The following is a 22,578-nucleotide window of genomic DNA, read 5'->3' as shown; positions in this document are numbered from 1 at the left end:
ATATTATTGAATGACGAAATAGGTTTGACCTGCTGAAACAAACCAGAATGCATCCGAAAATGGATATGGTGTTGCAGGAGATTTTTGTAAATGTGTAATTATTGGAATATTACAACCGGTAGTTCCAATAGATTCTCCACTGTAAGGAAGAGGTGTACCATTCGGATCTTCCACTAAGAATTTATTAAACATCCAGTCAGTTGCAGATCCCAATGCCATTAGTACCGGAGATGATGCAGGCTGTGTAGTGCCGTTATTTATAGACAGGTTTACATGCCATGTATCAATAGGTGGATTTTGAAGGTGACTGTTATAATAGCCATTATAGCTTACTGCTCCCATTGGTGGAACCGGTATTGGGTGATGACCTCCTGTGATTAGAGGGTAGCAGTTGGGGCTGCTTTGATCTCCTGCTCCAAGAAAATTAATTAAATTTAATGATGTATAATTAAATATATTGATCGTTTTTTGAGCAGACACATGAAGGGCACTCATTACGAAAAGTGATACAAGTATTTTTTTCATAATAAGTGGTTTTTAGTTTTCTGCTTTTTGATTTGCTTTAATGGTTTTCAATTTAGCGAAATAAGCTTCGGTAGCTTTTACGATTACCTTTTCTTTTTCTTCTCTGGTGCTATTCTTGTTTACATTGGTTTTGCCCACCAACTCTAAAGAAGCATTAAATAAAATATCCAGCGCTCTGTCATTCAGTTGTGCGCCCCATCTTGCCTGTTCTTCAGGGGAGGATCTGTTTTCAGGCTTCATGATTTCCTTCATTGCTCTGTCAAAAGAAACCATTTCTGTAGATTTCATTTCTTCAGGAGAAGTAAGGCTTGATCTTTCAGAAGAACATGAGAATGATACACAGAAAATTCCGGCAAAGAACGCCGATAAAAGAATTTTTTTCATTGTTATTAAATTTTGTAATAATTAGATTGCTAATATATAAAATATTTCACTATTAAGTTATATATGATTAATATTTTTAATTATAAATGGTTTTTGTTTTGAATTTTTTAAATATTATTATGTTTTGTATTTAAAATTATTAAAGTGTTTAATAATCATATAGAGAGTGTAATCATCTTTATATAAAATGATTATTAATCTATTGATTTTCAATATTAAAATAGGTCTGTCCTCCTACTACATACCAGAAAGCATTGAATGAATAAGGGATAGAAGGAGTAGGATGTATTTCTGTAATGATGGGTAAGCCACAGCCTACGGTTCCAATTGTTTTATTGTTGTAGGGTATAGTACCGCCATTAGGATCACTTAAGAAAAATTTATTCATCATCCAGTCTGTTGACATTCCTAAAGGATTAAGTACAGGAGAAGTAGTCGGAACATAAGTTATATTATTTACAGCAAATGTTACGCTCCAGGTTGGTATTGAGGGGTTGTTATAATAACCTGTGTAGCTTACGGCTCCGCCTGGTGGAACAGGTACATTACTCACTCCAAAAAGACTTGGATAACAGTTACTATTGGTTTGATCAGCACCCATAAGAGCATTGTGTAAGTTATACTTAGTATTATTAAATATATTGATTGTTTTTTGAGCACTTAGCTGAAGGGCGCCTATTACAAATATTGTTAAAAGAGTTTTCTTCATAATTGTTAATAGTATTGATTATTTACTCAATGAAAATCCCTAGTTCATAATAGGCTAGGGATTAATATCTAATAGTTTTTTTCAAGGTATTATTGAATTACTAAATAAGTAGCGTTTTCTGATGCAACATAAAACCAAAATGCATCCGTTAAAGCTCCGTCAACAAAAGAAGCACCTGATACCCACGGACAACTTGGAAATGCAGGATCACCCATATTAAAATTAATATCTGATGTGAAATTATGTGTTCCCGGATCCATCGTATGGAACCAGCAGAATTTCCATTGTGTAATTGGAGAAATGCTTGTCAGTAATCCTGAAGGTGCGGTCTGAGGTATCGGATCTCCAGTGTAAGAAAGTCTTACTGACCAGTTGGGAGCATATGAAGCTGAGCTGTTATAGTCTGCGAACATGGTTTGCGTGTGGGCTGGAAATGTGTTGATACTTCCGACTGCCTCAGGCTGACAATTAGACGGGCTTCCTCCAACAAGGCGCATGGTGAGATCATAAGCTGAAAAATTCTGAATGTATAGTTTTCCCTGCGAAAATGCTAAGGAAAATGTAAGTACAAGAATTAGTGTGATTATATTTTTCATGAATTTAAGGTTGGATGGTAAAATAAGTTTCGCCTCCTGCAACAAACCAGAATGCTTCAAATGGATATGGTGATGAAGGAGTTGGTTGTAAATTGGTAACCAGTTGACCGTTACATCCAATAGTACCAATGGAAGCTCCACTGTAAGGAAGTGAACCGCCATTTGGATCTTCGACATAGAATTTATTCATCATCCAATCTGTTGCAATTCCTAAATTGTCAAGTTGTGGGTCGGGAGCAGCTAATGTGTTAACGATATTTATACCTGATGTGACTGTCCATGAATTGATTGGTGGAACTTGTGTGTCACTGTGACGATAGCTTTTATAAGTTACAGCTCCGTGCGGAGCCACCGGTATTGGATAATTAGTTCCCTGAATGCTAGGGAAACAATTGCTGTTGCTTTGGTCTGCACCCAATAGAGTGTTTACTAAATTTAAATTGCTATAGTTGAATATATGAATGTTTTTTTGCGCACATAACGGAAGAACACTCATTACCAAAACTGAAAAGAATAGTTTTTTCATGATCATGAGTTTTTAGTTTTCTGCTTTTTGATTAGCTTTAATGGTATTCAATTTAGCAAAGTAGGCTTCGGTAGCTTTTACGATTACCTTTTCTTTTTCTTCTCTGCTGCTATTCTTATTTACATTGGTTTTGCCAACCAATTCTAAAGAAGCATTAAATAAAATATCAAGGGCTCTGTCATTCAGTTGTGCGCCCCATCTTGCCTGTTCTTCAGGGGTGGATCTGTTTTCAGGCTTCATAATTTCCTTCATTGCTCTGTCAAAAGAAACCATTTCCGTAGATTTCATCTCTTCAGGAGAAGTATGGCTTGATCGCTCAGAAGAACACGAGAATGATACACACAAAACTCCGGCAAAGAATGCCGATAAAAGAATTTTTTTCATTGTTATTAATTTTTGTAAGATTTAGATTGCTAATATATTGAATATTTCACTGTTTTGTTATATATTTTTTTGAAATTTTTAATAGTAATGGTTTATTGTTGATTTTTCTAAAGTAAAATCTTCATCTTAGAAATGTTTGCTATAAATGAAAAACAGGTTTATTGAGATACTAAATATAAATTTTAAGCGAACTATTTTAGTGATATTGAATAGACTGAGATTGAAAAAATGTTAAAAAATTTATTGAAGGAATTTATAAACAAAGTAGTATGCTAAAAGAAATTGTAAAAAAATCTATCTGCCGTTATTATCACTTTATATGCTTATTCACAAACTATGGGCAGGGACAAAACTAAAAAGATAAACTACTCCTATTCAAATTGAGGTATTGTTCTCAACCAATTTCTGTTTATTAAAAAAGGCTTAAATTATAAAAATACAAACCTTACTTTTTAACTTACATACTTCGTGGGATAAATTTACTTTACAACTGTAGCTTCTGATTCTACGTTCAGGGTCGCGAAAAAAACTTTAGCTTCTAGTAAAGTAGTTGCCTGTTGAATATTATATTCTTGTATAAACGGTACATAGATTTCGATTGGCTCTATTTTTAAAAAAGGCCTTAATTTAAAATAATCTTTTAGCTTGAAAAAAAACACTTATGTAAAATCATATTAATGTGATAAAATTATTATATTTAAAAATTAACATTTTATGATGAAAAAAACAATCATTTGGCAGTTACTGCTGATAATTATTATGACTTCCTTTTTCTCCTGTGTTCACGATGAAACATCTTCTGCATCTGAAGTCCCTACCTTATCTAAGGAATACACCTCAAAAAGTCTTTGGAAGGAAGACGAAAAATACATTAAAAATGTAAAAAAAATATTTGAGACCTATTCAGATCCTAATTATGTAAAAATCAAACATGGTGAAGTTGCCTGGAATTATGCAACAACAGTAGGTAACGAAAGTTTTCTTGAAGTACCCGTTATAAATGATGGAAAGGTTAATTTTACTCTTGTTGTAAAAAGAGAAGGTGACAGAATCTTTTTCAAAATAGATCCTAATGAAAATTCCAAAAAATTTTTTAATCTATTAGTTTTTAAAAATAGAAAAGATCTTTCTGGAACTTTAAAATCAGGAAATGCGCAAAGTAGGAACGATTGTTTGATTGTTGAGAAAACAGTTACATGGACAGATACTGTGACCGGTGAAGTTTTACAGGTTGATCATTTTACAGAAACACGTTGCACATCACCATCCGGACCATATTTAGAATGCATGGATATGTCTCCTGACGCAACATGCGGTAGTGGAAGCGGTGGCGACAGCGGTGGCGGTGGTGGTGGAGATGGTTATTCTTATCCAGGAAACAATCAAAACCAACAATTTTTTGACAATTGTGGTGCATTAAAAAGACAAGCCACAAATATAGATTTTAGAGAAAAAGTTACTGAGTTGGATAAACCTTCTATTTTTAATAAGACTCAAGAAACAGGATATGCTGCTGCTTATGGACCTAAAACAAACTATGAATCACTTGCTAATACAAGTAATGATAACCTAAAACTACCTCCCGGCAATAAATACTTTGGCTATATGCATGTCCATCTCAATAAAGAAGGTGTTGTCAAAATATTCTCGCCCGCAGATATTTTTACTTTTCTTACAGGGTGTGTGAGAAATGCTCAAGAGAAAGGTACTATGGAAGACGCTTATGCAATGGTCGTAACCTCGGAAGGGAGTTATATGCTCAAATATTCAGGAGACGGAAATTACGGTATAGGACCGAATACTTTAGCAAGTTGGCAATCTTGGTATGACAGAGAATATACAGATCTTTTCGAAAACGGTACAATGAATCAACCTAATGTAGAAAAGCTTTTTGCAAAATTTTTAAAAGAAAAAGTAAAAATAGAAGGTCTAGAATTATTTAAAACAAATACAATTACAACTTCTGCTGAAAAACTAATACTAGGATCTGATAATAATTCGCTTGAATTAATAAAATGTCCTTAATTTTAAAAATTAAATTATGAAAAATATATTTTTATTTATACTATTAAGTATATCAATATCTTGTACAGCTCAAACCTATCCATTAAGAACATTTACAGATATTCCTGAAAACGCATATCTCAAAGATCTCAATAATGAACTTAACTATTATGCAGGAACTTGGAAAGGAATTTGGAACAATAAGACAATTTATATTATTTTTAAAAAAAACACTTACACTTATGACAATGTATTAAAATATTATAAAGACAATTTAATTGGAAAATTTAAAGTATTGGATTCTAATGGGAATATCTTATTTGATAATTTTAATTCAGCAGATAATAATGCCAAAATATGGGGTGGAAAGTTCAGAAAGGCAGACGACAAATACTCTCTTACATACAATGATCCTGATCTTTGCAATACATCAGGAAATATCATAATCAACTTCACAGATTCAACTAAGACAAAACTTAATTGGAAACTTAATAAAGGGAGTAATATGATCACAACAGATTGTCAATATTACAATACAACGCTTTTTCCTCAGGCACTTCCTGAAGAAATGATACTGACAAAACAATAATATAAATACCCCGGGTAAAATCCGGGATGTTTGTTTCTCTTGTCCTTAACTGAAAAAACTGTGAAAAATATATTTTTATTTATACTATTAAGTATATCAATATCTTGTACAGCTCAAATCTATCCATTAAGAACCTATACAGCAGTTCCTAACAATGCCTATATAAAGGATCTAAATAATGAATTACTCCCCTATGAAGGAACCTGGAAAGGAACGTGGAATGGAAAAACAATTTATATTTACTTCAAAAAAGTAAAAAACTATTTTACACATTTAGAAAACAACCCTTACTATAAAGATATTTTAAAAGGAAAATTTAAAGTTATAGATTCTAATGGTAATATTTTATTTGATAATTCAAATATTTCTGATGAAAATGTTAAAATATGGGGAAGTGGCATTAGAAAATTAGACGATAAATATTCTCTTATTTACGTTGATCCTGATCTTTGCAATACATCAGGAAATATCATAATCAACTTCACAGATTCAACTAAGACAAAACTTAATTGGAAACTTAATAAAGGGAGTAATATGATCACAACAGATTGTCAATATTATAATACAACACCTTTTCCTCAGGCACTTCCTGAAGAAATGATACTGACAAAAGAATAAAAATAACCTGTTGTACATTTAGAAATCTTATTTATAGAATTTGAAAGTCAATTGATTATGAGAAAATAGTAAAAATGGATTTTCGTAAAAAAAAGAAGATAATTGTACAATATAGTGCACTTTTGAACCTATATTCCTAAAGTAAAATCTTCATCTTAGGGTGTTTGCTCTAAATGCACAACGGGTGTTTTAATGTAAAAGCATTTTGTGTATTAAAAATATAAATTATTTTATTTTTTAATTTTGAAAAAATCCCTAGAACTAAATGTTTTAGGGATTGTATGTTCATATTAATGTTATGATGGCTGAACAACTAAATATGTGGCATTCTCTGATGCGATATAAAACCAAAAGACATCTGTAAAATTTCCGTCTACATATGTATCTCCGTCGCCATATCCACAGGAGGTAATGAAACTAGGGTCTCCCATTTTAAATCTTGGATCACCTGTAGACTGATTGGTATTAGGGTCTACCGTCATCAGGTCACAGAAGTTCCATCGGGTAAGAGGAGAAATCGTAGATAATATTCCTGAAGGAACAGTTTGCACTATTGGGTTGCCGGTAGGAGCAAATCTTACCACCCAACTGGGAGTATAGGGTCCTGAGCTGTTAAAATCAGGAATTTCAACATCTGCATGGGCAGGAAATGACATACTTGCTATTGCATATGGATAGCAGTTATCAGCACTGGCTGCAGAAATTCGCATTTCAAGCCTGTAGTCAGAGTAATTTTTAATATATAATTTTCCTTGAGAAAAAGAGAAGGAAAACAATATTACCGTGATAAGGGTTAATATTTTTTTCATAATTTAATACTATTGAATTACAAAGTAAGTTTGCCCTCCTGCGGTGAACCAGACCGCTTGATAGGTTACAGGAGATGATGGAGAGGAATTTACTTGAGTTATTATTGGATTATTGTAACAACCTCCTCCAACTGTATCTCCTCCGTAGAAAATTCCACTGTTTGGGTCTGTAATGCCAAATTTATTTAAAATCCAGTCGGTTGATGAACCTAATGGTATCAGTATAGGGGAGGTACTGGGTTCAGGTAGAGCATCACCGGCACCAAGTTTTACCATCCACGAATCAATCGGTGGATTCGAAGGGTTTGTTGCTGGTGGGATATGGCTGTTATAATAGCCGGTATAAATAGCAGTTCCTCCCGGAGGTATTGTATTTTTGCTTTCAATTAGCGGTAAGCAGGAATAGTTGCCTCTGTCACCACCTCCAAAAGAATTTGTCACAATATATGAGGTGTAGTTAAACATATTGATAGTCTTTTGAGCATACAGACTAAAAGAGCTTGCAACCAAGAGCGTTAAGAATAATTTTTTCATGGTGAATGTTTTAGTTTTCTGCTTTTTGATTAGCTTTAATGGTATTCAATTTAGCAAAGTAGGCTTCGGTAGCTTTTACGATTACCTTTTCTTTTTCTTCTCTGCTGCTATTCTTATTTACATTGGTTTTGCCAACCAATTCTAAAGAAGCATTAAATAAAATATCAAGGGCTCTGTCATTCAGTTGTGCGCCCCATCTTGCTTGTTCTTCAGGGGTGGATCTGTTTTCAGGCTTCATGATATCTTTCATAGCCTTGTCAAAAGACTGCATTTCCGTAGTCTTTAAATCTTCGGTAGTAGTTAGGGGTGATCTTTCAGTGTTGCAAGAGGTAACAACACAAAAAATACTGGCAAAAAATGCCGATAGAATGATTCTTTTCATGATTATTAGTATAGTTAAATTTTATTGTTTTAATATATTATGATGGCTGAATAACTAAATATGTGGCATTCTCTGATGCTATATAAAACCAAAAAACATCTGTGAAATTTCCATCTACGTATTGGACTCCGTTTCCATATCCACAAGAAGTATTGAAACTAGGATCCCCCATTTTAAAATCCCCCGCTGGTTGATTAGTATTAGGATCTATGATCCACAATTGACAGAAAGACCATCGTGTAAGAGGAGAAATCGTAGATAGTATCCCTGAAGGAATAGTTTGTACTATTGGGTTGCCGGTAGGAACAAATCTTACCGTCCAACTGGCAGTATAGGGTCCTGAGCTGTTAAAATCAGGAATTTCAATATCTGCATTGGCAGGAAATGACATGCTTGCTATTGCATATGGATAGCAGCTATCAGCATTGGCTGCAGAAATTCGCATTTCAAGCCTATAATCAGAGTAATTTTTAATGTATAATTTTCCTTGAGAGAAAGAGAAGGAAAATAATATTACCATGATAAGGGTTAATATTTTTTTCATAATTTAATACTATTGAATTACAAAGTAAGTTTGCCCTCCTGTGGCGAACCAGACCGCTTGATAGGTCACAGGAGATGATGGAGAGGTATTTACTTGAGTTATTATTGGATTATTGTAACAACCTCCTCCAATTGTATCTCCTCCGTAGAAAATTCCACTATTTGGGTCTGTAACGCCAAATTTATTTAAAATCCAGTCGGTTGATGAACCTAATGGTATCAGCATAGGGGACGTACTGGGTTGAGGTACAGCGTTACCAGCACCAAGTTTTACCATCCACGAATCAATCGGTGGATTCGAAGGGTTTGTTGCGGGTGGGATATGGCTGTTATAATAGCCGGTATAAATAGCAGTTCCCCCCGGAGGTATTGTATTGTTGCTTTCAATTATCGGTAAGCAGGAATAGTTGCCTCTGTCACCACCTCCAAAAGAATTTGTCACAATATATGAGCTGTAGTTAAACATATTGATAGTCTTTTGAGCATACAGACTAAAAGAGCTTGCAACCAAGAGTGTTAAGAATAATTTTTTCATGGCGAATGTTTTAGTTTTCTGCTTTTTGATTAGCTTTAATAGTATTCAATTTAGCGAAGTAAGCTTCGGTAGCCTTCACAATCACCTTTTCTTTTTCTTCTCTGCTGCTGTTTTTGTTTACATTGGTTTTGCCCACTAACTCTAAAGAAGCATTAAATAAAATATCCAAAGCTCTATCATTCAGTTGTGCACCCCATCTTGCTTGTTCTTCAGGAGTAGATCTGTTTTCCGGTTTCATAATTTCCTTCATGGCTCTGTCAAAAGAAACCATTTCCGTAGATTTCATTTCTTCAGGAGAGGTAAGACTTGATCGTTCAGAAGAACAGGAGAATGCTGTACAGAAAACTCCGGCAAAGAATGCCGATAAAAGAATTTTTTTCATTGTTATTAATTTTTGTAAGATTTAGATTGCTAATATATAAAATATTTCACTAATTGGTTATATATAGTTAAAAAAATAAATAATTATTATTAATTTGTATTATTTATTTCAATGATGGCTGAGTGTAAAAAAGCCCCAGATTTACTCTGAGGCTTTATATATTTAAAATGTCGTACCTGAATTAAACGGTAGTGAGAATTGTATTAGAAAATAATGTAATGTTTATGAGTTATTGTTTTTGTCACATTTTTACACATACTTTCATGATAAAAATTATAATTTGTCTTTTAGAAAATTTAGTCACCATTAATTTCACTAAACAGTTGTATGCCGCTAATAGATTGTGTACTAAGAATATGCTTTTTATAATGTTATAAAAACAAAAGAAGAAAATTTTTCTACAATATTTATCATGAAATAGAAGACGTGAAAAGGGTAGAAGAGCATCTAACCTATTCGAAATAATCTCAAAAAACGATAAAATAAATATGGTTTATTGTAAAGTTTAATTTTTAAGACATAATTTTAAAGACTAAAAATTAATAATAAAACTCAAAAAACGATGCGAATACAATTAATATTTATTCTATTTTTTTGTTTTCATGTGCAAAACAACCTGAAAAGAAAATAGAGAATGAAACTTGGGAAAAATTAGAGGTTATCACCCTTTTTCAGAAAATTACAATTGAAAATCACTCTGACAGTTCAGAAGTTGAAAATATTGTCTGGAATAAAGAGATTTATAGTATTCCCCCTAAATACATTGTAGAAGACACTGTAAAAACAAAAATTTATCTTGACAAAAGTGAAAAAGACAGCTTAAAAAGTTGGATTAAATCTTCAATTCTTAAACCTAAATTTACAGCTTTAGCTGCTACTGATTATGTAGGAAATGTAGAATTAAATTACATAAACAGAAACACTACGTTGAGTTGTAAATATTATTCTGTTGGTGAATGGGATAAAGTATCAGAAAATACAAAAAAAATTTACAACTTATTGAGTAGTAAAACGGAGTTGTCTAAACAATAAACCTATGGTATATCATAGTGCTTCGCTTAGGTGCAGATTAAAAAGAATTAATAACTCTAGGGAAGTAAATTAGTTAAGGATATTGTTAACTGTAGTAAAAACACGGATAAGGGGCAAAAGTTGGGTTATGTTAAGTTAGAGTATCTTTGTTTAATGCTAAGTGATCATGAGCTTCTTAAATTGCTACTTCCAGAATTTTTAATTGAGTACTTTTAAATCCTCAAAGCCGAAACTTATTAATCGGAACTTCATATTTATTTTGAAGAAAACAACAGTATTCCCGATGAATTCAAAGAAAGGCTACTTGAATCGAAGGGGTTTTTACCTGAAATTATTGTAGATGATTATCCATTACGGGGTAAAATCGTAAAACTCCATATAAAAAGAAGAAGATGGACCGATAAAACCTTTCAAAGAGACTGGCATCTTGAAGCGCAATGAACACGTATGACACAGGAGTTTGTCGCTTTCTTAAAAAAAATTCGCAGACACTAAAGGTTTCTCCTGTAAAGCTATTGCAGAGTTTTGCGGGCTTAATTGCAAAAAGTTCCAGCGGCAACACAAGAATAAGCTCGGTGAATACCATATCTGAAAACAAAAGTCTCATGCAGAAAACTGGATTATTTATCCTGAAAAGCTCTCAGTATCCTTATCTCTGGATGAAGTGACTTGGATCATTTTCCATTTTAAGAAAAACCATAATGCACCATTACAGAGATATTTTAAACTATCTTGATAAAAGAAGCACTAATGCAGCAGCTGAATCTTTTAATGCGAAATCAAAAACTTCAGAATGCAACTCAGAGGAGTCAAAGACAGAAACTTTTTTCTCTTCAGATTAACCAAGCTTTTTGCTTAGTCCCCAACTTTTGAGCTTGATCCAGAAAACTTTGGATAGAGGTTCAAAGAGATTAGTTTAGATGTTATTGAAAGCTTATTATATAAAAAAAAACCTCTGAAAATTCAGAGGTTTTAAAGTGGTTTCTCCAGGAATCGAACCAGGGACACATGGATTTTCAATCCATTGCTCTACCAACTGAGCTAAGAAACCATTGTATTTTTGTTTGTCTTACTTCGTTGTTTTAAAGTGATGCAAAAGTATAGCATTTTGTAATATCTTGCAAGTTTTTACGTGAGTTTTTTGAAAAAATATACAGCCACTAGAAATGGAAAACTAGCAATTGTTTGTTTATCAGTACTTAAATGTTATTTTATATTTACTTTAATAAGTGCCAAAATGTGTCTTCTGTTCCCAACAGAGTCCCTTTCTTTAAAAATTGTTTGGGTGAATGATTGGTAAAGTTTCCAAACATTTTATTAAAATGTGCCTGATCACTGAAATTATACTCATGAGCAAGAGACGTGAAGTTCTTATCAGAATTATTCGAAAGTTTATGTTGTAGAGCTTTCCTGAAAAGAACAATTTTCTGAAACTTTTGTACAGAGATGCCAAAAATAGATTTAAAAACTCTCGTAAGATGTCTACGGCTTATCTGTAATTTGTCCGCCAGATCTTCTATGGAAAGATCTTCAGCATCAAAAATATGTTGAACTGCCTGACTTATTAAGTTGTTATTGTATTCTTTATAACGGATAAAAAGAAATTGGTCCAATAGAGTACATAGTACGTCTGTATCATCGGTTTTAAATAAAAGATCAAGCTCTGGAAGAGTGAAAAATTCGAAATCTCTTATGAAATCATTAAAATCAATCTCATAATAAAACTGATGAATACCTAAGGGATTAAATACAATGACAAGACGATGAATAGGTCCTGCCTGTTTCACATGTAAGATATTTTCCCTTATAGGAGTAAAGATCTGAAGTGGGATCTCCTTTTCTTCATATCGAATGGTACCATCAGAAATTCTCCGATGTGATTTGTAAAGAGAAATAGAATTATTAAAATGAGGAAAACATTCAAACTCTCTGAGAATATTATCCGGTTTAATCTCCAGATAATAATAACTTACATATGATGAAACCACAGGATCTTGTGGTTTAAACGTTTTAAAAATCTCTGTCATTTCTGAAAAAAATAGATTCCGTTTTCTAAATAAAATTTAAAATGTTTATAAATTATTGTAAAATATTATTCTTCTATAGAAAGTAATATTGTAAGATGTTTCAGCACTTTCAGAGAATTTTACTGCACAAAGTTTAGCAAAATAGTCTTTTGACTGATAAGATGAACATTTATCTCTGTCACTGTGTGTAGATTCTAGAAACTGGAATCCTGTTTTATTTATTTCATTTTGTATGCTTTCAAAATTGCTCCTGTTTTCAGGAATATAAGATAAAACAATATTTTGATTGTCTAATACACGCATAACAATCATGGATCGGCTTAGTTTCCCTTTTTCATAATAAATCTGTTTTGTACCATCTCCGGTTGTTCTTTCCTCCCTGAATGCATATCCTTTACTTTGGATAAAGTCTAAATTTTTATCGATTTTGTTATTTGCTAAAAAAGTAAGATCATTATAAGTAAGCTGCGCTATACAAAACAATGGCGATAATAGAAGAAGAATGATAAAGTTTTTCATAACAATAGAAAGTTAAAAGTTTTAATGAATATTTTTTGATAACTATAAAAACATTAAATTTGACTTTCTTGAGAATGTCTTTGGTGATAATTTTATTTCTGAGGTTGGTTTATTCATCGTGTTTTTGTTATGTTTCCCAAATTTAAAAGTTTTTTGAATAAAAAGTTAGTAAAAAATACAGAACCATTGCGAAATAAGAGAGTTTTTATCGTATGGAATTATGTTGTGACCCCTTTAGATTTACCAACAAGATTAATGAAAAATAATATTCTTTTCATTCTTTCATTTTTTAATTAACTTGCAGAGATAAAAATTAATAATGCGTCTTTTAACATTAGAAGATCTCAGAGATATCTATATCAAATTCCATCAAAGAGGTCTGCCTTTTCTTTTTTCCAAATTAAAAATAGACTCTTTTCAAAGGACAAAAAGTGCTTTTAATGAAAAAGAAATTGAATCGGCTAATTTTTGGAGTATTCCTGAAATTAGATTAAGATGGAATGAATTGGTTACGGGAAATCCTGATACTACTTATGAAGAATATCTCAGCAAAAATTATTTTCAGAATGCAGCGGAGGTAAAAATGCTCGCACTCGGTTCAGGAGTTTGTAGTCATGAACTTCGTCTCGCAGAACTTAATCCTCATTGGACGGTAGATTGTTTTGACTTTTCAGACCAACTTCTGTCAATCGCTGATGAGATCGCAAAAAGTAAAGATTTACATAATATTTCTTTCCATGCAGAGAATATTTTAAAATATGATTTTGAGCCCGGAAAATATGATATTGTATTTTTCCACGCTTCTTTACATCATTTTGAAAATATTTTTCAGTTTTTAAAGGAGGTGGTGATCAAAAGTTTAAAACCTGACGGCTGCCTAATCATTAATGAATTCGTGGGAAAAAACAGGCTTCAATATTCAAAAGAGCAAATCTTGTATATCAATAGAGCCTTACAGATTATTCCTAAACCTTATAAAAGAATATTTAAGACTAATCTTTACAAAAACACTTATTACGGAAGTGGTGTGATAAGAATGATTATTGCTGATCCTTCTGAATGTGTAGACTCAGAAAGCATTATTCCTGCTATTCATGAATATTTTGAAACCGTGGAAGAAAAAGCAATAGGTAATAATCTTCTTCAGAGTGTATTTAAAGACATTGCGCATCATTTTGTAGAGAATGAATCAAACATTGAAAAGCAAAGGGTTTTAAAGGCTATTTTCCAATTGGAAGATGATTTCTTAAAATCTAATCCCAGTGATTTTGTATTTGGAATATATAGAGTAAAAAGAACAAAATAATGTTCATTACATATCAATAAAAAAGCCTCTGAAAAGTCAAAGGCTTTTAAGTGGTTTCTCCAGGAACATCCCTTTATTCTGATTTTCAATGATTTAAAACTTTGTTTACTTTCGAGAGGGACAAAGTAGAGACAAAAAATAATAAATGAAATGTTTTTTGCCGATATTTGTTTAACTCTGTTTAGTAGACTATGAAAGCAAAGATAAACAATTTTTACAATCTTCTCAATGAATTTCGATACACCTTTCAACGAATTTTAAAGTCAAAACCTGAAAGCTATGATGATGAAATTTTATTATTAGAATCTATTTATTCAGATAATAAACAGCAATTTCCATTTGATATTAAGACAGCATTTGAGGACTTGTATACAGAAAATCCCGATAAAATGGAACTGATATTTTGGGATAAACTCAAAGAATCTTACTACAATTACGAACAGTTTATAGAATTAGATTATCAGTATTTCCGAAATTCTGAATTGCCTACAGAATTTCAAGACCTATTCTATTATAGCAAATTGCTGTCCTATAATTATTTTGCCTATGTTTCGCGTATCTACTATTGGTATTATGGTAGAAAAAATGAAAGTAGAGGTGAAAAAAAACAAATTTTAGTAGGATTTTTAAATGATTATAGTGAGAAAATTCCTGATTTAGATAATGATAATGCTACATTAAAAATTAGAAATTATTTTTCGCTTCATTTAGATAGGGTAGAGAATTATATAAAATACATTTATGCAAAAAAGGATTTCGACCTTAAAATAACTAAATTCAAATCTTTGGAAAATAGCGATATAAATGAAGAGCTTGAAAAATTAGCAAATGAATATTATTCAAAATTAGAAGTACTTGCAAACTACAAAGACAATATTACAAAGTTAGCGATGAATCTGAGGTTTGAATATCCTTATTTTTTACATAATGAAGGTGCATTTGCAAAAAAAGTTGCTAAAAGTCAAGAGCCTATAAAATTTCTTCACCCAGAAAATGTTCTTAGTTCGCTTGAGCCATATATTAATGAAGAGTTTAGTGCATCTTTGGGAGAACTAATTTTCGGTGAACTGACTAATGTAGACAAGGAAATTACTTTCAGAGGAAGTTCTAATATGCTTGTGTATTTTTTTAAACAACTTTATGAGGATGGTCACCTAATTGCTGATAGCAAAGAGCAGATTTCGGAATGGATAATTAAAAACTTTATGTTTTATGATGAAGAGGATTATAAAAAGTTTAAAAAAGATACCATTCAAAAAACTTTAATGAGAGATTGTAAGCCTCCCAAAAGAGAGATTAAGTATCTAATCTAATTTTTTGAGTCCCTTTTTTGTCCCTATTTAAGTACAGGCATTGATTGAGGATAATTCACTAAAGTATTTTTGTATCATAATTTAAAATAAACATTATGAAACAAGAAAAACTCTTAGAGATTATCACTCAATTAGTGAGTGCTTTTCCGTCAGAAAACCAAACAGACGAGAAATTAGATTTATTAATTTCAAAATTAGAAAGTAAAGACAAAGATTCTGTGGAATCGGAAAAAGATGAACATCTTTTAATAGCTGAAGTATGTGAACTTACCAAAAAAAAGAGAACAACCATTTGGCTTTGGAACAAAAAAGGTTTATTAAAACCTGTTGGTAGGTCTGGAAAAAGCCCTATTTACAAAAGAAGTGATGTTTTGAATTATATTTATAATTCTGAAAAACAACATTCAGACTAACTTTTTCAAGTAAAATTACTTTCTAAACAGCGCTGTTTATCTCATATCAAAGTCTTATTTCTTAAAGACTTAAAAAAAACAAATTTTATCGAACAAATATTAATCCGCAGTGGAAATTCCTTTGCATGGTTTTCCATTGCCCAAAAATTAAGAAGCTTATGTTTTCAGTTATACAAAACGTAAAAAACCGAAATGTTATCGGACAAATAAACTCCGTAGTTGGGTTTGTTGAACATCTTAAAGATGCAAAAAGGGTAGAAGTCCCCCAAATATTAAAATTACGAGAAATAGATAAAAAAAATAAAGAATATCAGGCCATAAAAATAACATTACCTTCAATTTGTTTTAACTACACTTTCAAGAATAACTACGTCAAGACCGAAAATGCAGATGAATCAACGGGATTCTTGTATTTTGATATAGACGGAGAAAAAGACTTTAACTACGACACAACTTATATTACAGCATTATGGAAAAGTGTTGGAGGAAATGGTTTTGGATTACTCGTAAAAGTAAGAAACCTTGTAAAAGAGAATTTCAAGGAAAGTTATGAACATATAGTAGATATATTGGGTATCCCTTATGATAAATCATGCAATGATTGTAGTCGAGTGAACATTATCAGTTTTGATACAGAAGCATACTACAATGAAAATGCTGTTGAAATTGATTTATCAGAGTTCAATACAACTGTTGTACATGAAGTAAAAAAGCTCCCCCATTGTAATAGTAATAAAATAAAAAATTTAGGTTACCCTCTCGATGGGGGTAAAATTCGATTCAACAATTTATCAGATGTTTTATCAGAAAAAAACTTTGAATTTAATAAAGAAGGGTATTATGATTTTGGAAAAGAAAAAGTGGAGTATTGTAAATGCTATGCTCCCCGTAAAATTGTTCCTGAAGGACTAAGGAATCAACGAGTAAGTTCTTACGCTTATTGTCTTATTTCAATTAATCCTGATGCAAGGTTTACTAACTTTAAACGTTATCTACAAAAATATAACTCTAAATGTTGTAATCCACCTCTCGAATGGGAAGAAATAGACGAAATAGCTACTAAAGTCTATAATCGGAGAGGAAATGTCGAACCAAGAAATAATGCTAAAAGAAGGGTTGTTTATGGTGCTGAAATTAATACAATAGACGAAAAGCGAAAAATTAATGGTAAGATTTTAGGAAATGAAAGGTCTGAAAATACCTTTAAAAGTTTAGTGGATTGTGTGTTGAGCTGGGATTATGAAAAGTACCCGAAAATCACTCAAAAAACGTTACGAACAGTTTCAGGCAGGTGTAAAAATACGATTGAAAAATACTACCGTAGCGTTCTTAATACGGTCAGAAGATTAAAGGTTGATGAGCTTTAATGGTTTCAAAATTTTTTTAAAAAAACAGGCTTTAAGAAAAGCCTGTTTCTGTTTTGTGTTAGGTTCAGGAATTGATCATCGTTTTAAACTTTTTCGGAGTAGAATTGCCGTTAAAAATTCCTTTTTTAAAATCCTTGTAATGTTTCAATCTACATTTGATTGAACATGAATATCTACCGAAGCCAAACGGCTCGTAATAATCAATAAATCCACCACATCTTTGCAATCTGAAAATGTAGGAATATTTTTCCTTTGTAACGTAAGCTCTATAAATTGTTCCGTTGTAGCTAATGTTTAATTTCATTTTAATAAAATTTAATTAATACAATTATACAACACGATTTATCTGTTTGAGGGTTTGCTAAAACTATATTGTAAGTTGTTGATTATCAGTTCAATTAATTTATGTCTTTTGTGAAAATTATAAAATCCTGAGTGTTTTTTATTTTCATTTTAACATCATCCCGTTCAATAGGTTTATTGTCCTGTGAAAATACTTGGACAATAGAATTTAAAGCATTGTTTAAATGTTCCTCATTATTTATAGCACTCCTTTTAAGTTTAAAAGCATAAAATTCTTGAAATGCTTTTCCAAAAACTTTTTCTTTGAATGGCACATTATATTTAATAGCTAAACTTTCAATAAATGGAATGCCCTCAGGTTCTATTTCTAAATCTTGAATTACAGAATCATCAACGATACATCCTGACCATTGCTGTGCTTCTGCTATATCATGAGCATAAACTAAGCCTTTGCCATATAGACATTGTATAGAATGTGAGCCTCCAACTTCATTTACGTTTTTTCCTGATACGACTTTAATAAATCCTTTAACAACTGCCCCTCGCAATGGGAAATTTTGATTTACCTCCATTTGATTGAAGTTATATGCAACTTTTATTAATTCTTTTAAATCTTCATAATTGCATTGATTTGTCCAAAATAGGACTGTATCAGATATGTTTAAACTGTTAATTTTAGACTGTGATAAATCAGGTATAATATCGCTCGCAGAAACTTGTTGATAATTACCATTTCCTGAACACATATGTATATCTCTGAAAATATGTTCCATTCGGCGCATTATATGTTCATCATCGTTGTTTATAATAAACTCTTTAAAGCCCATAAAATCAAAATAAGCTAGATAAACTTCTTTCATAGTTTTGTAATTTTTCTGTTATTCGATAAAACCTCATAAATTGTTAGGCTTCCAAAACCAAGATGAATTTTTTTAGTTCTAATTGTAGTCATCTTGTTCATTTTTGATGGTTATAGAATCCCAAAAAATGTTTTTAGAATCTCTAGTGGTTTTTTCTTTTTTTTAATTCAATAAACTATCACAGGGAATTCAACATTAATATTCTCTGAGTTATTTCTAATTAATTTGCATTGAATTTTATGTAAACCTAAATATTTTGCATTTGCACTACATACAATTTGATTTTTAGAAGATTCATCAATTTCTTGTTCTAAGCAATTATCTTCTTTAGCTTCATTTCCAGAGTTATAAATAGTCCATTTTATCTCTTCAAAGCTTTTTCTAATGTATAAATTTCCATTTTCATATAAGGTGAAATTTATTGTTGAAGATTTTGGTATTCCTTTAGAATTTGGAAAGTATTCAAAAGTTTTATTATTAAACTCATATTCACATTTCAAATATAATTTAGGTTTTTCGTATTTAATTGTATCAGATGCTAATAACTTGAAATTCGGATGTTTGCTGAGATATTTTTTCCATTCAAAAACATAAAATTTATAAGTTAATGTAGGTGTTACTTGAAAGACTTCCTCTCGGTTCCCTTCTTTATTATAATAATTACTGACATAATCACGAGTTAAATCAAGTTCTTTAACTAAATTATTTCCAATTACCACACAATTATCGTTAGCCTTTGCCTGTAATTTTGCTGCCATATCCGTATGTAAGCTTGTCGTAGTTAGCTCATCACAACCAGAAATTCCATAATAAGACCATAAAACTTTATTTTCATCCCCATAATCAATGCCTATTCTTATTCTCAAAGGATTTATATCATTTTTTCTGAAAATTTCGGCAAGATCAACAGATATAAATTGAGTGAGTAATGAGCTAGAGTTCAGCGCATTTATAATTGAATTGATATGATGCCTATCTCTCCTTGCAAATAATATAAATACTCCATCACCTTGTAATCTTTGAACATGTCCACCGAATTGGCTTACAACATTTATGACTAATGTTAAAATAGTGTCTTTAATTAATCTTACTTCATAAATCGAATATCTGTCAATTAGTTTTGTAGAACCTTTTATATCAATAAACATCGAAACGCAGTGATGCATTAGAAAATTTGAATGATCTAAGTCATCAAAATCGGGGTGAGTACCAATTTTTATTTCGTTAAATGAATATTCATTATGTCCATAGTTTTCGATAACAAAGTTTCTATCGTACGCAATTAATGTCTTATCGCCTTCATATGGAGTAGGTAATGTCCTACTTTCATTCAAATTAGAATAAGTGTTTCCTTTGCTAAAAACTTCTATAGATGAACTTTGATGCTCATGTTTTGACAAGATGCTATCAATTTTATTTAGTGAGTTGCCAAAAATTGTATTCATTGAAATAATATAAGAGATAGGGTTATTAAAAATAAAAATAGTTCGAGATATATAATTATCATGGAATAATTAAGAAATTTATATTTTCTTGAAACTCCCTTTGCAACAATCCAGATTTGATTGGCTAAATCATGGTTAAAAGAATCATCATCCAATTTCTCAAAAGATTTAATATATTCCTCGGCTGAGCTAAAGCTTTCCACAGAACCATAATATATATGAGAATGATAATTGTCTTTTGAAGAATTTCCTGATTTTAGGTAGGGAAATAATGCTAAAATTGTTGATACAATAATTCCTAAAGCAAGAATGCAAATTAAATAAATTAATACATTTATTGACGTTTGTAGAGCCTTACTATTAACGAAAATATCTACTAAAGGTTTTCTGTTGATTATTATACAACCCACAATAAAAGTATTCAAAGAGACTATAAATGTCCCTTTTACGTTTGATGCATTAATATAATTATCATATCTTGTAAGTATATATTTTAAGTTATCGGATTTTTTTTCCATAATTGTTTGAATTTATAATAATTGTTATTTTATTCCCCTACATTTAGCATTTCTCTAAACTTGTTCTCAATTTCTGCAATTCTTTCAGGTATTTTTTCTTTCAATTCTTTAGAGATTTCGCTCATTTCCTTTATTAAATTACGATAAAAGTCATCTGTTATAGATCTGTTTTCTCTTATCATACCTTCTTTAAATCCAAAATCCCACAATTTATTCCAATATTCATCAAGGATATTATCAAATGCTTCACAAAAGGATTTAGGAAAAAATAATTTATTTAGTAAATAAAAATTTCTAAAATCATTAAAAGCCAAGTTTGCTCTTTCTACTCGCTCTTTTGCTTCTTTTTCAGCATCTTGAATTACAGGGTGCATAAAGTTTGTCCAATTAACCATTGCAGATTGTAATTCCACAAGTTTTTTATACAGGTCTAAAATAACCTTAGCTCTTTCTTGGTGTAAGAATGAAAACTGTATTTGATGAGTAATATTATTTTTAGATAATTCAGCTTTTAAAGGCTCAATTTTATGGGACAGTTCTTCATTTAAATTACTTTTGTGTTCTTCAAGCTGTTTACTAAAATCTAATTTAATGTTTTCTTGAATTTCTGTTAAATCTTTTATGGTAACTAGTTTTGCTACTTCATTGCCAAGTGCTTTCAACCAGCTTTTATAAAAAATAAAATAACTTGCACTTAAAAAAAATAAAACTGTAATAATTATTTCTATAATTTTATCTCCTGTCATATTATTGTATTTTTATTATTATTTCTGCAATCTCGTATCTTCATATTTTAATCGTTCAGTTTTCAAAGACACCAACCAATCCAAATACATTTCCTCTGGCATACTGCGATAGCCTATTTTATGAATGTGGGCGTACTCTTTATTCATTGTTTCAAAAAGCTCTTTAGCCGTAGGATTGCTTAACGTAGCCTGAATATCTTTTGTATTTTGTTCCTTCATCAGCTTTTTAAACTGCTTTGTATGAGTTTCAGCCTGTAATAAAAGAGCATTAGGTAAATAAGGATAAATCTGTATCGCCCTTTCAGCACATTTCAATGCAAAACTACCGTCATTATCTGGATAGCTTCTATTGTAGGCATTTGCTAAATCTACTAATAGCAAAGCAAGACTTTCTTTATTGTTTAAGGCTTTCATAAACACGCCATTTTTAATGGCATCCAAATGAATGAACCCCGAAGCAGACAGCCAGGCATCAATTGGAAAAATACCACTTGTAAGCTCGGTATTGTACCAACCAATTGATTTAATATTATGCTTGATATAAACGTGGTTTGGCGCAAGTGCTAAATTGGCATCAACTCCCAATTCTTCTGCTAAAATCTTATACAGGTATGGCATTGAATTACAGTTGCCTTTTTGTGTATCTAACAATTTTGATACAAACAGATTAGATAGTTCTTTATGTCCGAATACGTCTTCAAAATCATAGACAAAAGGCTTGAATTTTAATGTATCTTCTTTTCCAAAAATAACAGGAGTAGTTTGGCACATTACTGTATAAATAGCTGCATATTTGCTTACTTTTTCTATATCTTTTTCCGTGTAGCTAAGTTTTCTATTTGTAATAAGTCTATTGCAAAATTTCGTTAAAAAACCAATTTTACTGTTCAACTCATCTACGTCTAATTTTCCTTGATAATAAGCATTTTCAACACCAAATACGGCTTCCTTAAAACTGTATTGTTGCTTATCATTAAGCATATTATCAATAGCTTGGTAAGCATCTGAATAAAAATGATTGTCTTGTGCTTTTGAAAGCATTGAAATGAAAAAAATGCTGATTAGTATTATTCTATACATCTTGTAGATTGTGATTTATTAAAGAGGAATTATTGATCGACATCATATAGTTAATACTAAAACAATAAAAGATATTAGGAATATCAGGGATAACCCTGCAATAATAAAATCTTGAATTTTCATTTTCTT

General features: G+C 31.1%; 30 protein-coding genes and 1 tRNA gene. 10 read left to right on the top strand and 21 right to left on the bottom strand.

Features of this window, described 5'->3' with window-relative positions:
• Positions 1–3: 3 nt before the first annotated feature.
• From AC5YGG_RS04660 to AC5YGG_RS04635, 6 genes are all read right to left on the bottom strand, one after another.
• Positions 4–525, bottom strand: a complete 522-nt coding sequence (locus AC5YGG_RS04660) for a hypothetical protein (protein ID WP_496143295.1) — start codon at positions 523–525, stop codon at positions 4–6.
• A 12-nt stretch (positions 526–537) separates the two neighbouring features.
• Positions 538–909: a hypothetical protein gene (locus AC5YGG_RS04655; protein ID WP_496143294.1), complete on the bottom strand. Its 372-nt coding sequence runs from the start codon at positions 907–909 to the stop codon at positions 538–540.
• A 199-nt stretch (positions 910–1,108) separates the two neighbouring features.
• Positions 1,109–1,618: a hypothetical protein gene (locus AC5YGG_RS04650; RefSeq protein WP_496143293.1), complete on the bottom strand. Its 510-nt coding sequence runs from the start codon at positions 1,616–1,618 to the stop codon at positions 1,109–1,111.
• 89 nt (positions 1,619–1,707) lie between these two features.
• The gene (locus AC5YGG_RS04645) at positions 1,708–2,214 is read right to left on the bottom strand and encodes a hypothetical protein (protein WP_496143291.1); all 507 of its coding nucleotides are present in this window, start codon (positions 2,212–2,214) and stop codon (positions 1,708–1,710) included.
• 4 nt (positions 2,215–2,218) lie between these two features.
• Positions 2,219–2,740: a hypothetical protein gene (locus AC5YGG_RS04640; RefSeq protein WP_496143290.1), complete on the bottom strand. Its 522-nt coding sequence runs from the start codon at positions 2,738–2,740 to the stop codon at positions 2,219–2,221.
• Positions 2,741–2,752: 12 nt separating this feature from the next.
• The gene (locus AC5YGG_RS04635) at positions 2,753–3,124 is read right to left on the bottom strand and encodes a hypothetical protein (RefSeq protein ID WP_496143289.1); all 372 of its coding nucleotides are present in this window, start codon (positions 3,122–3,124) and stop codon (positions 2,753–2,755) included.
• A 714-nt stretch (positions 3,125–3,838) separates the two neighbouring features.
• Between AC5YGG_RS04635 and AC5YGG_RS04630 the strand changes: the two genes are divergently transcribed.
• From AC5YGG_RS04630 to AC5YGG_RS04620, 3 genes are read left to right on the top strand one after another with little or no spacing between them, the layout of a single operon-like run.
• Positions 3,839–5,149, top strand: coding sequence for a hypothetical protein (locus tag AC5YGG_RS04630; RefSeq protein ID WP_496143288.1), 1,311 nt, complete (start codon positions 3,839–3,841; stop codon positions 5,147–5,149).
• Positions 5,150–5,165: 16 nt separating this feature from the next.
• Positions 5,166–5,717: a DUF6705 family protein gene (locus AC5YGG_RS04625; RefSeq protein WP_496143287.1), complete on the top strand. Its 552-nt coding sequence runs from the start codon at positions 5,166–5,168 to the stop codon at positions 5,715–5,717.
• Positions 5,718–5,777: 60 nt separating this feature from the next.
• Positions 5,778–6,335: a DUF6705 family protein gene (locus AC5YGG_RS04620; RefSeq protein WP_496143286.1), complete on the top strand. Its 558-nt coding sequence runs from the start codon at positions 5,778–5,780 to the stop codon at positions 6,333–6,335.
• A gap of 296 nt (positions 6,336–6,631) precedes the next feature.
• On the opposite strand, the gene AC5YGG_RS04615 is transcribed toward AC5YGG_RS04620, so the two are convergent.
• From AC5YGG_RS04615 to AC5YGG_RS04590, 6 genes are read right to left on the bottom strand one after another with little or no spacing between them, the layout of a single operon-like run.
• Positions 6,632–7,144 (bottom strand): hypothetical protein, encoded by a 513-nt coding sequence (locus tag AC5YGG_RS04615; protein WP_496143285.1) that lies wholly within the window; start codon positions 7,142–7,144, stop codon positions 6,632–6,634.
• Between the two features lie 9 nt (positions 7,145–7,153).
• Positions 7,154–7,654 carry a hypothetical protein gene (locus AC5YGG_RS04610; RefSeq protein ID WP_496143284.1) on the bottom strand — a complete coding sequence of 167 codons (501 nt, stop codon included), beginning with the start codon at positions 7,652–7,654 and terminating at the stop codon, positions 7,154–7,156.
• Positions 7,655–7,688: 34 nt separating this feature from the next.
• Positions 7,689–8,060 carry a hypothetical protein gene (locus tag AC5YGG_RS04605; RefSeq protein ID WP_496143283.1) on the bottom strand — a complete coding sequence of 124 codons (372 nt, stop codon included), beginning with the start codon at positions 8,058–8,060 and terminating at the stop codon, positions 7,689–7,691.
• Between the two features lie 37 nt (positions 8,061–8,097).
• On the bottom strand, positions 8,098–8,604 hold the full coding sequence (locus AC5YGG_RS04600) for a hypothetical protein (protein ID WP_496143282.1): 507 nt from the start codon (positions 8,602–8,604) through the stop codon (positions 8,098–8,100).
• 9 nt (positions 8,605–8,613) lie between these two features.
• Positions 8,614–9,138: a hypothetical protein gene (locus AC5YGG_RS04595; RefSeq protein ID WP_496143281.1), complete on the bottom strand. Its 525-nt coding sequence runs from the start codon at positions 9,136–9,138 to the stop codon at positions 8,614–8,616.
• Positions 9,139–9,148: 10 nt separating this feature from the next.
• Entirely contained in the window at positions 9,149–9,520 is a 372-nt protein-coding gene (locus AC5YGG_RS04590; RefSeq protein ID WP_496143280.1) for a hypothetical protein, read from the bottom strand.
• Between the two features lie 594 nt (positions 9,521–10,114).
• Here AC5YGG_RS04590 and AC5YGG_RS04585 point away from each other — a divergent pair.
• The 3 genes from AC5YGG_RS04585 to AC5YGG_RS04575 all read left to right on the top strand — a co-directional run bounded on the left by AC5YGG_RS04585 (position 10,115) and on the right by AC5YGG_RS04575 (position 11,394).
• The gene (locus AC5YGG_RS04585) at positions 10,115–10,552 is read left to right on the top strand and encodes a hypothetical protein (protein ID WP_496143279.1); all 438 of its coding nucleotides are present in this window, start codon (positions 10,115–10,117) and stop codon (positions 10,550–10,552) included.
• Positions 10,553–10,804: 252 nt separating this feature from the next.
• Positions 10,805–10,993 (top strand): ISAon1 family transposase N-terminal region protein, encoded by a 189-nt coding sequence (locus AC5YGG_RS04580; RefSeq protein ID WP_496143436.1) that lies wholly within the window; start codon positions 10,805–10,807, stop codon positions 10,991–10,993.
• A gap of 260 nt (positions 10,994–11,253) precedes the next feature.
• Positions 11,254–11,394 carry a hypothetical protein gene (locus AC5YGG_RS04575; RefSeq protein WP_496143278.1) on the top strand — a complete coding sequence of 47 codons (141 nt, stop codon included), beginning with the start codon at positions 11,254–11,256 and terminating at the stop codon, positions 11,392–11,394.
• 136 nt (positions 11,395–11,530) lie between these two features.
• Here the strand turns inward: AC5YGG_RS04575 and AC5YGG_RS04570 are convergent.
• The 3 genes from AC5YGG_RS04570 to AC5YGG_RS04560 form a co-directional block, all read right to left on the bottom strand.
• Positions 11,531–11,603, bottom strand: a tRNA-Phe gene (locus AC5YGG_RS04570).
• 166 nt (positions 11,604–11,769) lie between these two features.
• Positions 11,770–12,579 (bottom strand): helix-turn-helix domain-containing protein, encoded by an 810-nt coding sequence (locus AC5YGG_RS04565; protein WP_496143277.1) that lies wholly within the window; start codon positions 12,577–12,579, stop codon positions 11,770–11,772.
• Between the two features lie 45 nt (positions 12,580–12,624).
• On the bottom strand, positions 12,625–13,098 hold the full coding sequence (locus AC5YGG_RS04560; RefSeq protein ID WP_496143276.1) for a hypothetical protein: 474 nt from the start codon (positions 13,096–13,098) through the stop codon (positions 12,625–12,627).
• 319 nt (positions 13,099–13,417) lie between these two features.
• Here AC5YGG_RS04560 and AC5YGG_RS04555 point away from each other — a divergent pair, with 319 nt between their 5' ends.
• From AC5YGG_RS04555 to AC5YGG_RS04540, 4 genes are all read left to right on the top strand, one after another.
• Positions 13,418–14,404 carry a class I SAM-dependent methyltransferase gene (locus AC5YGG_RS04555; RefSeq protein WP_496143275.1) on the top strand — a complete coding sequence of 329 codons (987 nt, stop codon included), beginning with the start codon at positions 13,418–13,420 and terminating at the stop codon, positions 14,402–14,404.
• A 191-nt stretch (positions 14,405–14,595) separates the two neighbouring features.
• The gene (locus AC5YGG_RS04550; RefSeq protein ID WP_496143274.1) at positions 14,596–15,717 is read left to right on the top strand and encodes a hypothetical protein; all 1,122 of its coding nucleotides are present in this window, start codon (positions 14,596–14,598) and stop codon (positions 15,715–15,717) included.
• 95 nt (positions 15,718–15,812) lie between these two features.
• A complete protein-coding gene (locus AC5YGG_RS04545; protein WP_496143273.1) occupies positions 15,813–16,130 on the top strand; it encodes a helix-turn-helix transcriptional regulator in 318 nt (105 codons plus the stop codon).
• Positions 16,131–16,288: 158 nt separating this feature from the next.
• Positions 16,289–17,497, top strand: coding sequence for a hypothetical protein (locus AC5YGG_RS04540; protein WP_496143272.1), 1,209 nt, complete (start codon positions 16,289–16,291; stop codon positions 17,495–17,497).
• 64 nt (positions 17,498–17,561) lie between these two features.
• Here the strand turns inward: AC5YGG_RS04540 and AC5YGG_RS04535 are convergent, their stop codons facing one another.
• From AC5YGG_RS04535 to AC5YGG_RS04510, 6 genes are all read right to left on the bottom strand, one after another.
• Positions 17,562–17,801 carry a hypothetical protein gene (locus AC5YGG_RS04535; protein ID WP_496143271.1) on the bottom strand — a complete coding sequence of 80 codons (240 nt, stop codon included), beginning with the start codon at positions 17,799–17,801 and terminating at the stop codon, positions 17,562–17,564.
• Positions 17,802–17,895: 94 nt separating this feature from the next.
• A complete protein-coding gene (locus tag AC5YGG_RS04530; protein WP_496143270.1) occupies positions 17,896–18,660 on the bottom strand; it encodes a hypothetical protein in 765 nt (254 codons plus the stop codon).
• Positions 18,661–18,827: 167 nt separating this feature from the next.
• The gene (locus AC5YGG_RS04525; RefSeq protein ID WP_496143268.1) at positions 18,828–20,105 is read right to left on the bottom strand and encodes a nucleotide-binding domain-containing protein; all 1,278 of its coding nucleotides are present in this window, start codon (positions 20,103–20,105) and stop codon (positions 18,828–18,830) included.
• Positions 20,102–20,623 carry a Pycsar system effector family protein gene (locus tag AC5YGG_RS04520; RefSeq protein ID WP_496143267.1) on the bottom strand — a complete coding sequence of 174 codons (522 nt, stop codon included), beginning with the start codon at positions 20,621–20,623 and terminating at the stop codon, positions 20,102–20,104. Before AC5YGG_RS04520 ends, AC5YGG_RS04525 begins: the two co-directional genes overlap by 4 nt.
• 29 nt (positions 20,624–20,652) lie before the next feature.
• On the bottom strand, positions 20,653–21,369 hold the full coding sequence (locus AC5YGG_RS04515) for a hypothetical protein (RefSeq protein WP_496143266.1): 717 nt from the start codon (positions 21,367–21,369) through the stop codon (positions 20,653–20,655).
• Positions 21,370–21,387: 18 nt separating this feature from the next.
• Positions 21,388–22,449 carry a hypothetical protein gene (locus tag AC5YGG_RS04510; protein ID WP_496143265.1) on the bottom strand — a complete coding sequence of 354 codons (1,062 nt, stop codon included), beginning with the start codon at positions 22,447–22,449 and terminating at the stop codon, positions 21,388–21,390.
• Positions 22,450–22,578 lie beyond the last annotated feature (129 nt).

Source organism: Chryseobacterium sp. CS2K3 (genome assembly GCF_059515185.1).
Note: the sequence above shows the minus strand (reverse complement) of the source record. Positions and strands in the feature narration are given on the sequence as shown.

Coding starts and splice junctions, on each gene's coding strand:
- AC5YGG_RS04660 (WP_496143295.1), bottom strand. CDS start 525: ATGAAAAAAATACTTGTATCACTTTTCGTAATGAGTGCCCTTCATGTG.
- AC5YGG_RS04655 (WP_496143294.1), bottom strand. CDS start 909: ATGAAAAAAATTCTTTTATCGGCGTTCTTTGCCGGAATTTTCTGTGTA.
- AC5YGG_RS04650 (WP_496143293.1), bottom strand. CDS start 1,618: ATGAAGAAAACTCTTTTAACAATATTTGTAATAGGCGCCCTTCAGCTA.
- AC5YGG_RS04645 (WP_496143291.1), bottom strand. CDS start 2,214: ATGAAAAATATAATCACACTAATTCTTGTACTTACATTTTCCTTAGCA.
- AC5YGG_RS04640 (WP_496143290.1), bottom strand. CDS start 2,740: ATGAAAAAACTATTCTTTTCAGTTTTGGTAATGAGTGTTCTTCCGTTA.
- AC5YGG_RS04635 (WP_496143289.1), bottom strand. CDS start 3,124: ATGAAAAAAATTCTTTTATCGGCATTCTTTGCCGGAGTTTTGTGTGTA.
- AC5YGG_RS04630 (WP_496143288.1), top strand. CDS start 3,839: ATGATGAAAAAAACAATCATTTGGCAGTTACTGCTGATAATTATTATG.
- AC5YGG_RS04625 (WP_496143287.1), top strand. CDS start 5,166: ATGAAAAATATATTTTTATTTATACTATTAAGTATATCAATATCTTGT.
- AC5YGG_RS04615 (WP_496143285.1), bottom strand. CDS start 7,144: ATGAAAAAAATATTAACCCTTATCACGGTAATATTGTTTTCCTTCTCT.
- AC5YGG_RS04605 (WP_496143283.1), bottom strand. CDS start 8,060: ATGAAAAGAATCATTCTATCGGCATTTTTTGCCAGTATTTTTTGTGTT.
- AC5YGG_RS04600 (WP_496143282.1), bottom strand. CDS start 8,604: ATGAAAAAAATATTAACCCTTATCATGGTAATATTATTTTCCTTCTCT.
- AC5YGG_RS04595 (WP_496143281.1), bottom strand. CDS start 9,138: ATGAAAAAATTATTCTTAACACTCTTGGTTGCAAGCTCTTTTAGTCTG.
- AC5YGG_RS04590 (WP_496143280.1), bottom strand. CDS start 9,520: ATGAAAAAAATTCTTTTATCGGCATTCTTTGCCGGAGTTTTCTGTACA.
- AC5YGG_RS04575 (WP_496143278.1), top strand. CDS start 11,254: ATGCACCATTACAGAGATATTTTAAACTATCTTGATAAAAGAAGCACT.
- AC5YGG_RS04565 (WP_496143277.1), bottom strand. CDS start 12,579: ATGACAGAGATTTTTAAAACGTTTAAACCACAAGATCCTGTGGTTTCA.
- AC5YGG_RS04560 (WP_496143276.1), bottom strand. CDS start 13,098: ATGAAAAACTTTATCATTCTTCTTCTATTATCGCCATTGTTTTGTATA.
- AC5YGG_RS04555 (WP_496143275.1), top strand. CDS start 13,418: ATGCGTCTTTTAACATTAGAAGATCTCAGAGATATCTATATCAAATTC.
- AC5YGG_RS04550 (WP_496143274.1), top strand. CDS start 14,596: ATGAAAGCAAAGATAAACAATTTTTACAATCTTCTCAATGAATTTCGA.
- AC5YGG_RS04545 (WP_496143273.1), top strand. CDS start 15,813: ATGAAACAAGAAAAACTCTTAGAGATTATCACTCAATTAGTGAGTGCT.
- AC5YGG_RS04540 (WP_496143272.1), top strand. CDS start 16,289: ATGTTTTCAGTTATACAAAACGTAAAAAACCGAAATGTTATCGGACAA.
- AC5YGG_RS04535 (WP_496143271.1), bottom strand. CDS start 17,801: ATGAAATTAAACATTAGCTACAACGGAACAATTTATAGAGCTTACGTT.
- AC5YGG_RS04530 (WP_496143270.1), bottom strand. CDS start 18,660: ATGAAAGAAGTTTATCTAGCTTATTTTGATTTTATGGGCTTTAAAGAG.
- AC5YGG_RS04525 (WP_496143268.1), bottom strand. CDS start 20,105: ATGAATACAATTTTTGGCAACTCACTAAATAAAATTGATAGCATCTTG.
- AC5YGG_RS04520 (WP_496143267.1), bottom strand. CDS start 20,623: ATGGAAAAAAAATCCGATAACTTAAAATATATACTTACAAGATATGAT.
- AC5YGG_RS04515 (WP_496143266.1), bottom strand. CDS start 21,369: ATGACAGGAGATAAAATTATAGAAATAATTATTACAGTTTTATTTTTT.
- AC5YGG_RS04510 (WP_496143265.1), bottom strand. CDS start 22,449: ATGTATAGAATAATACTAATCAGCATTTTTTTCATTTCAATGCTTTCA.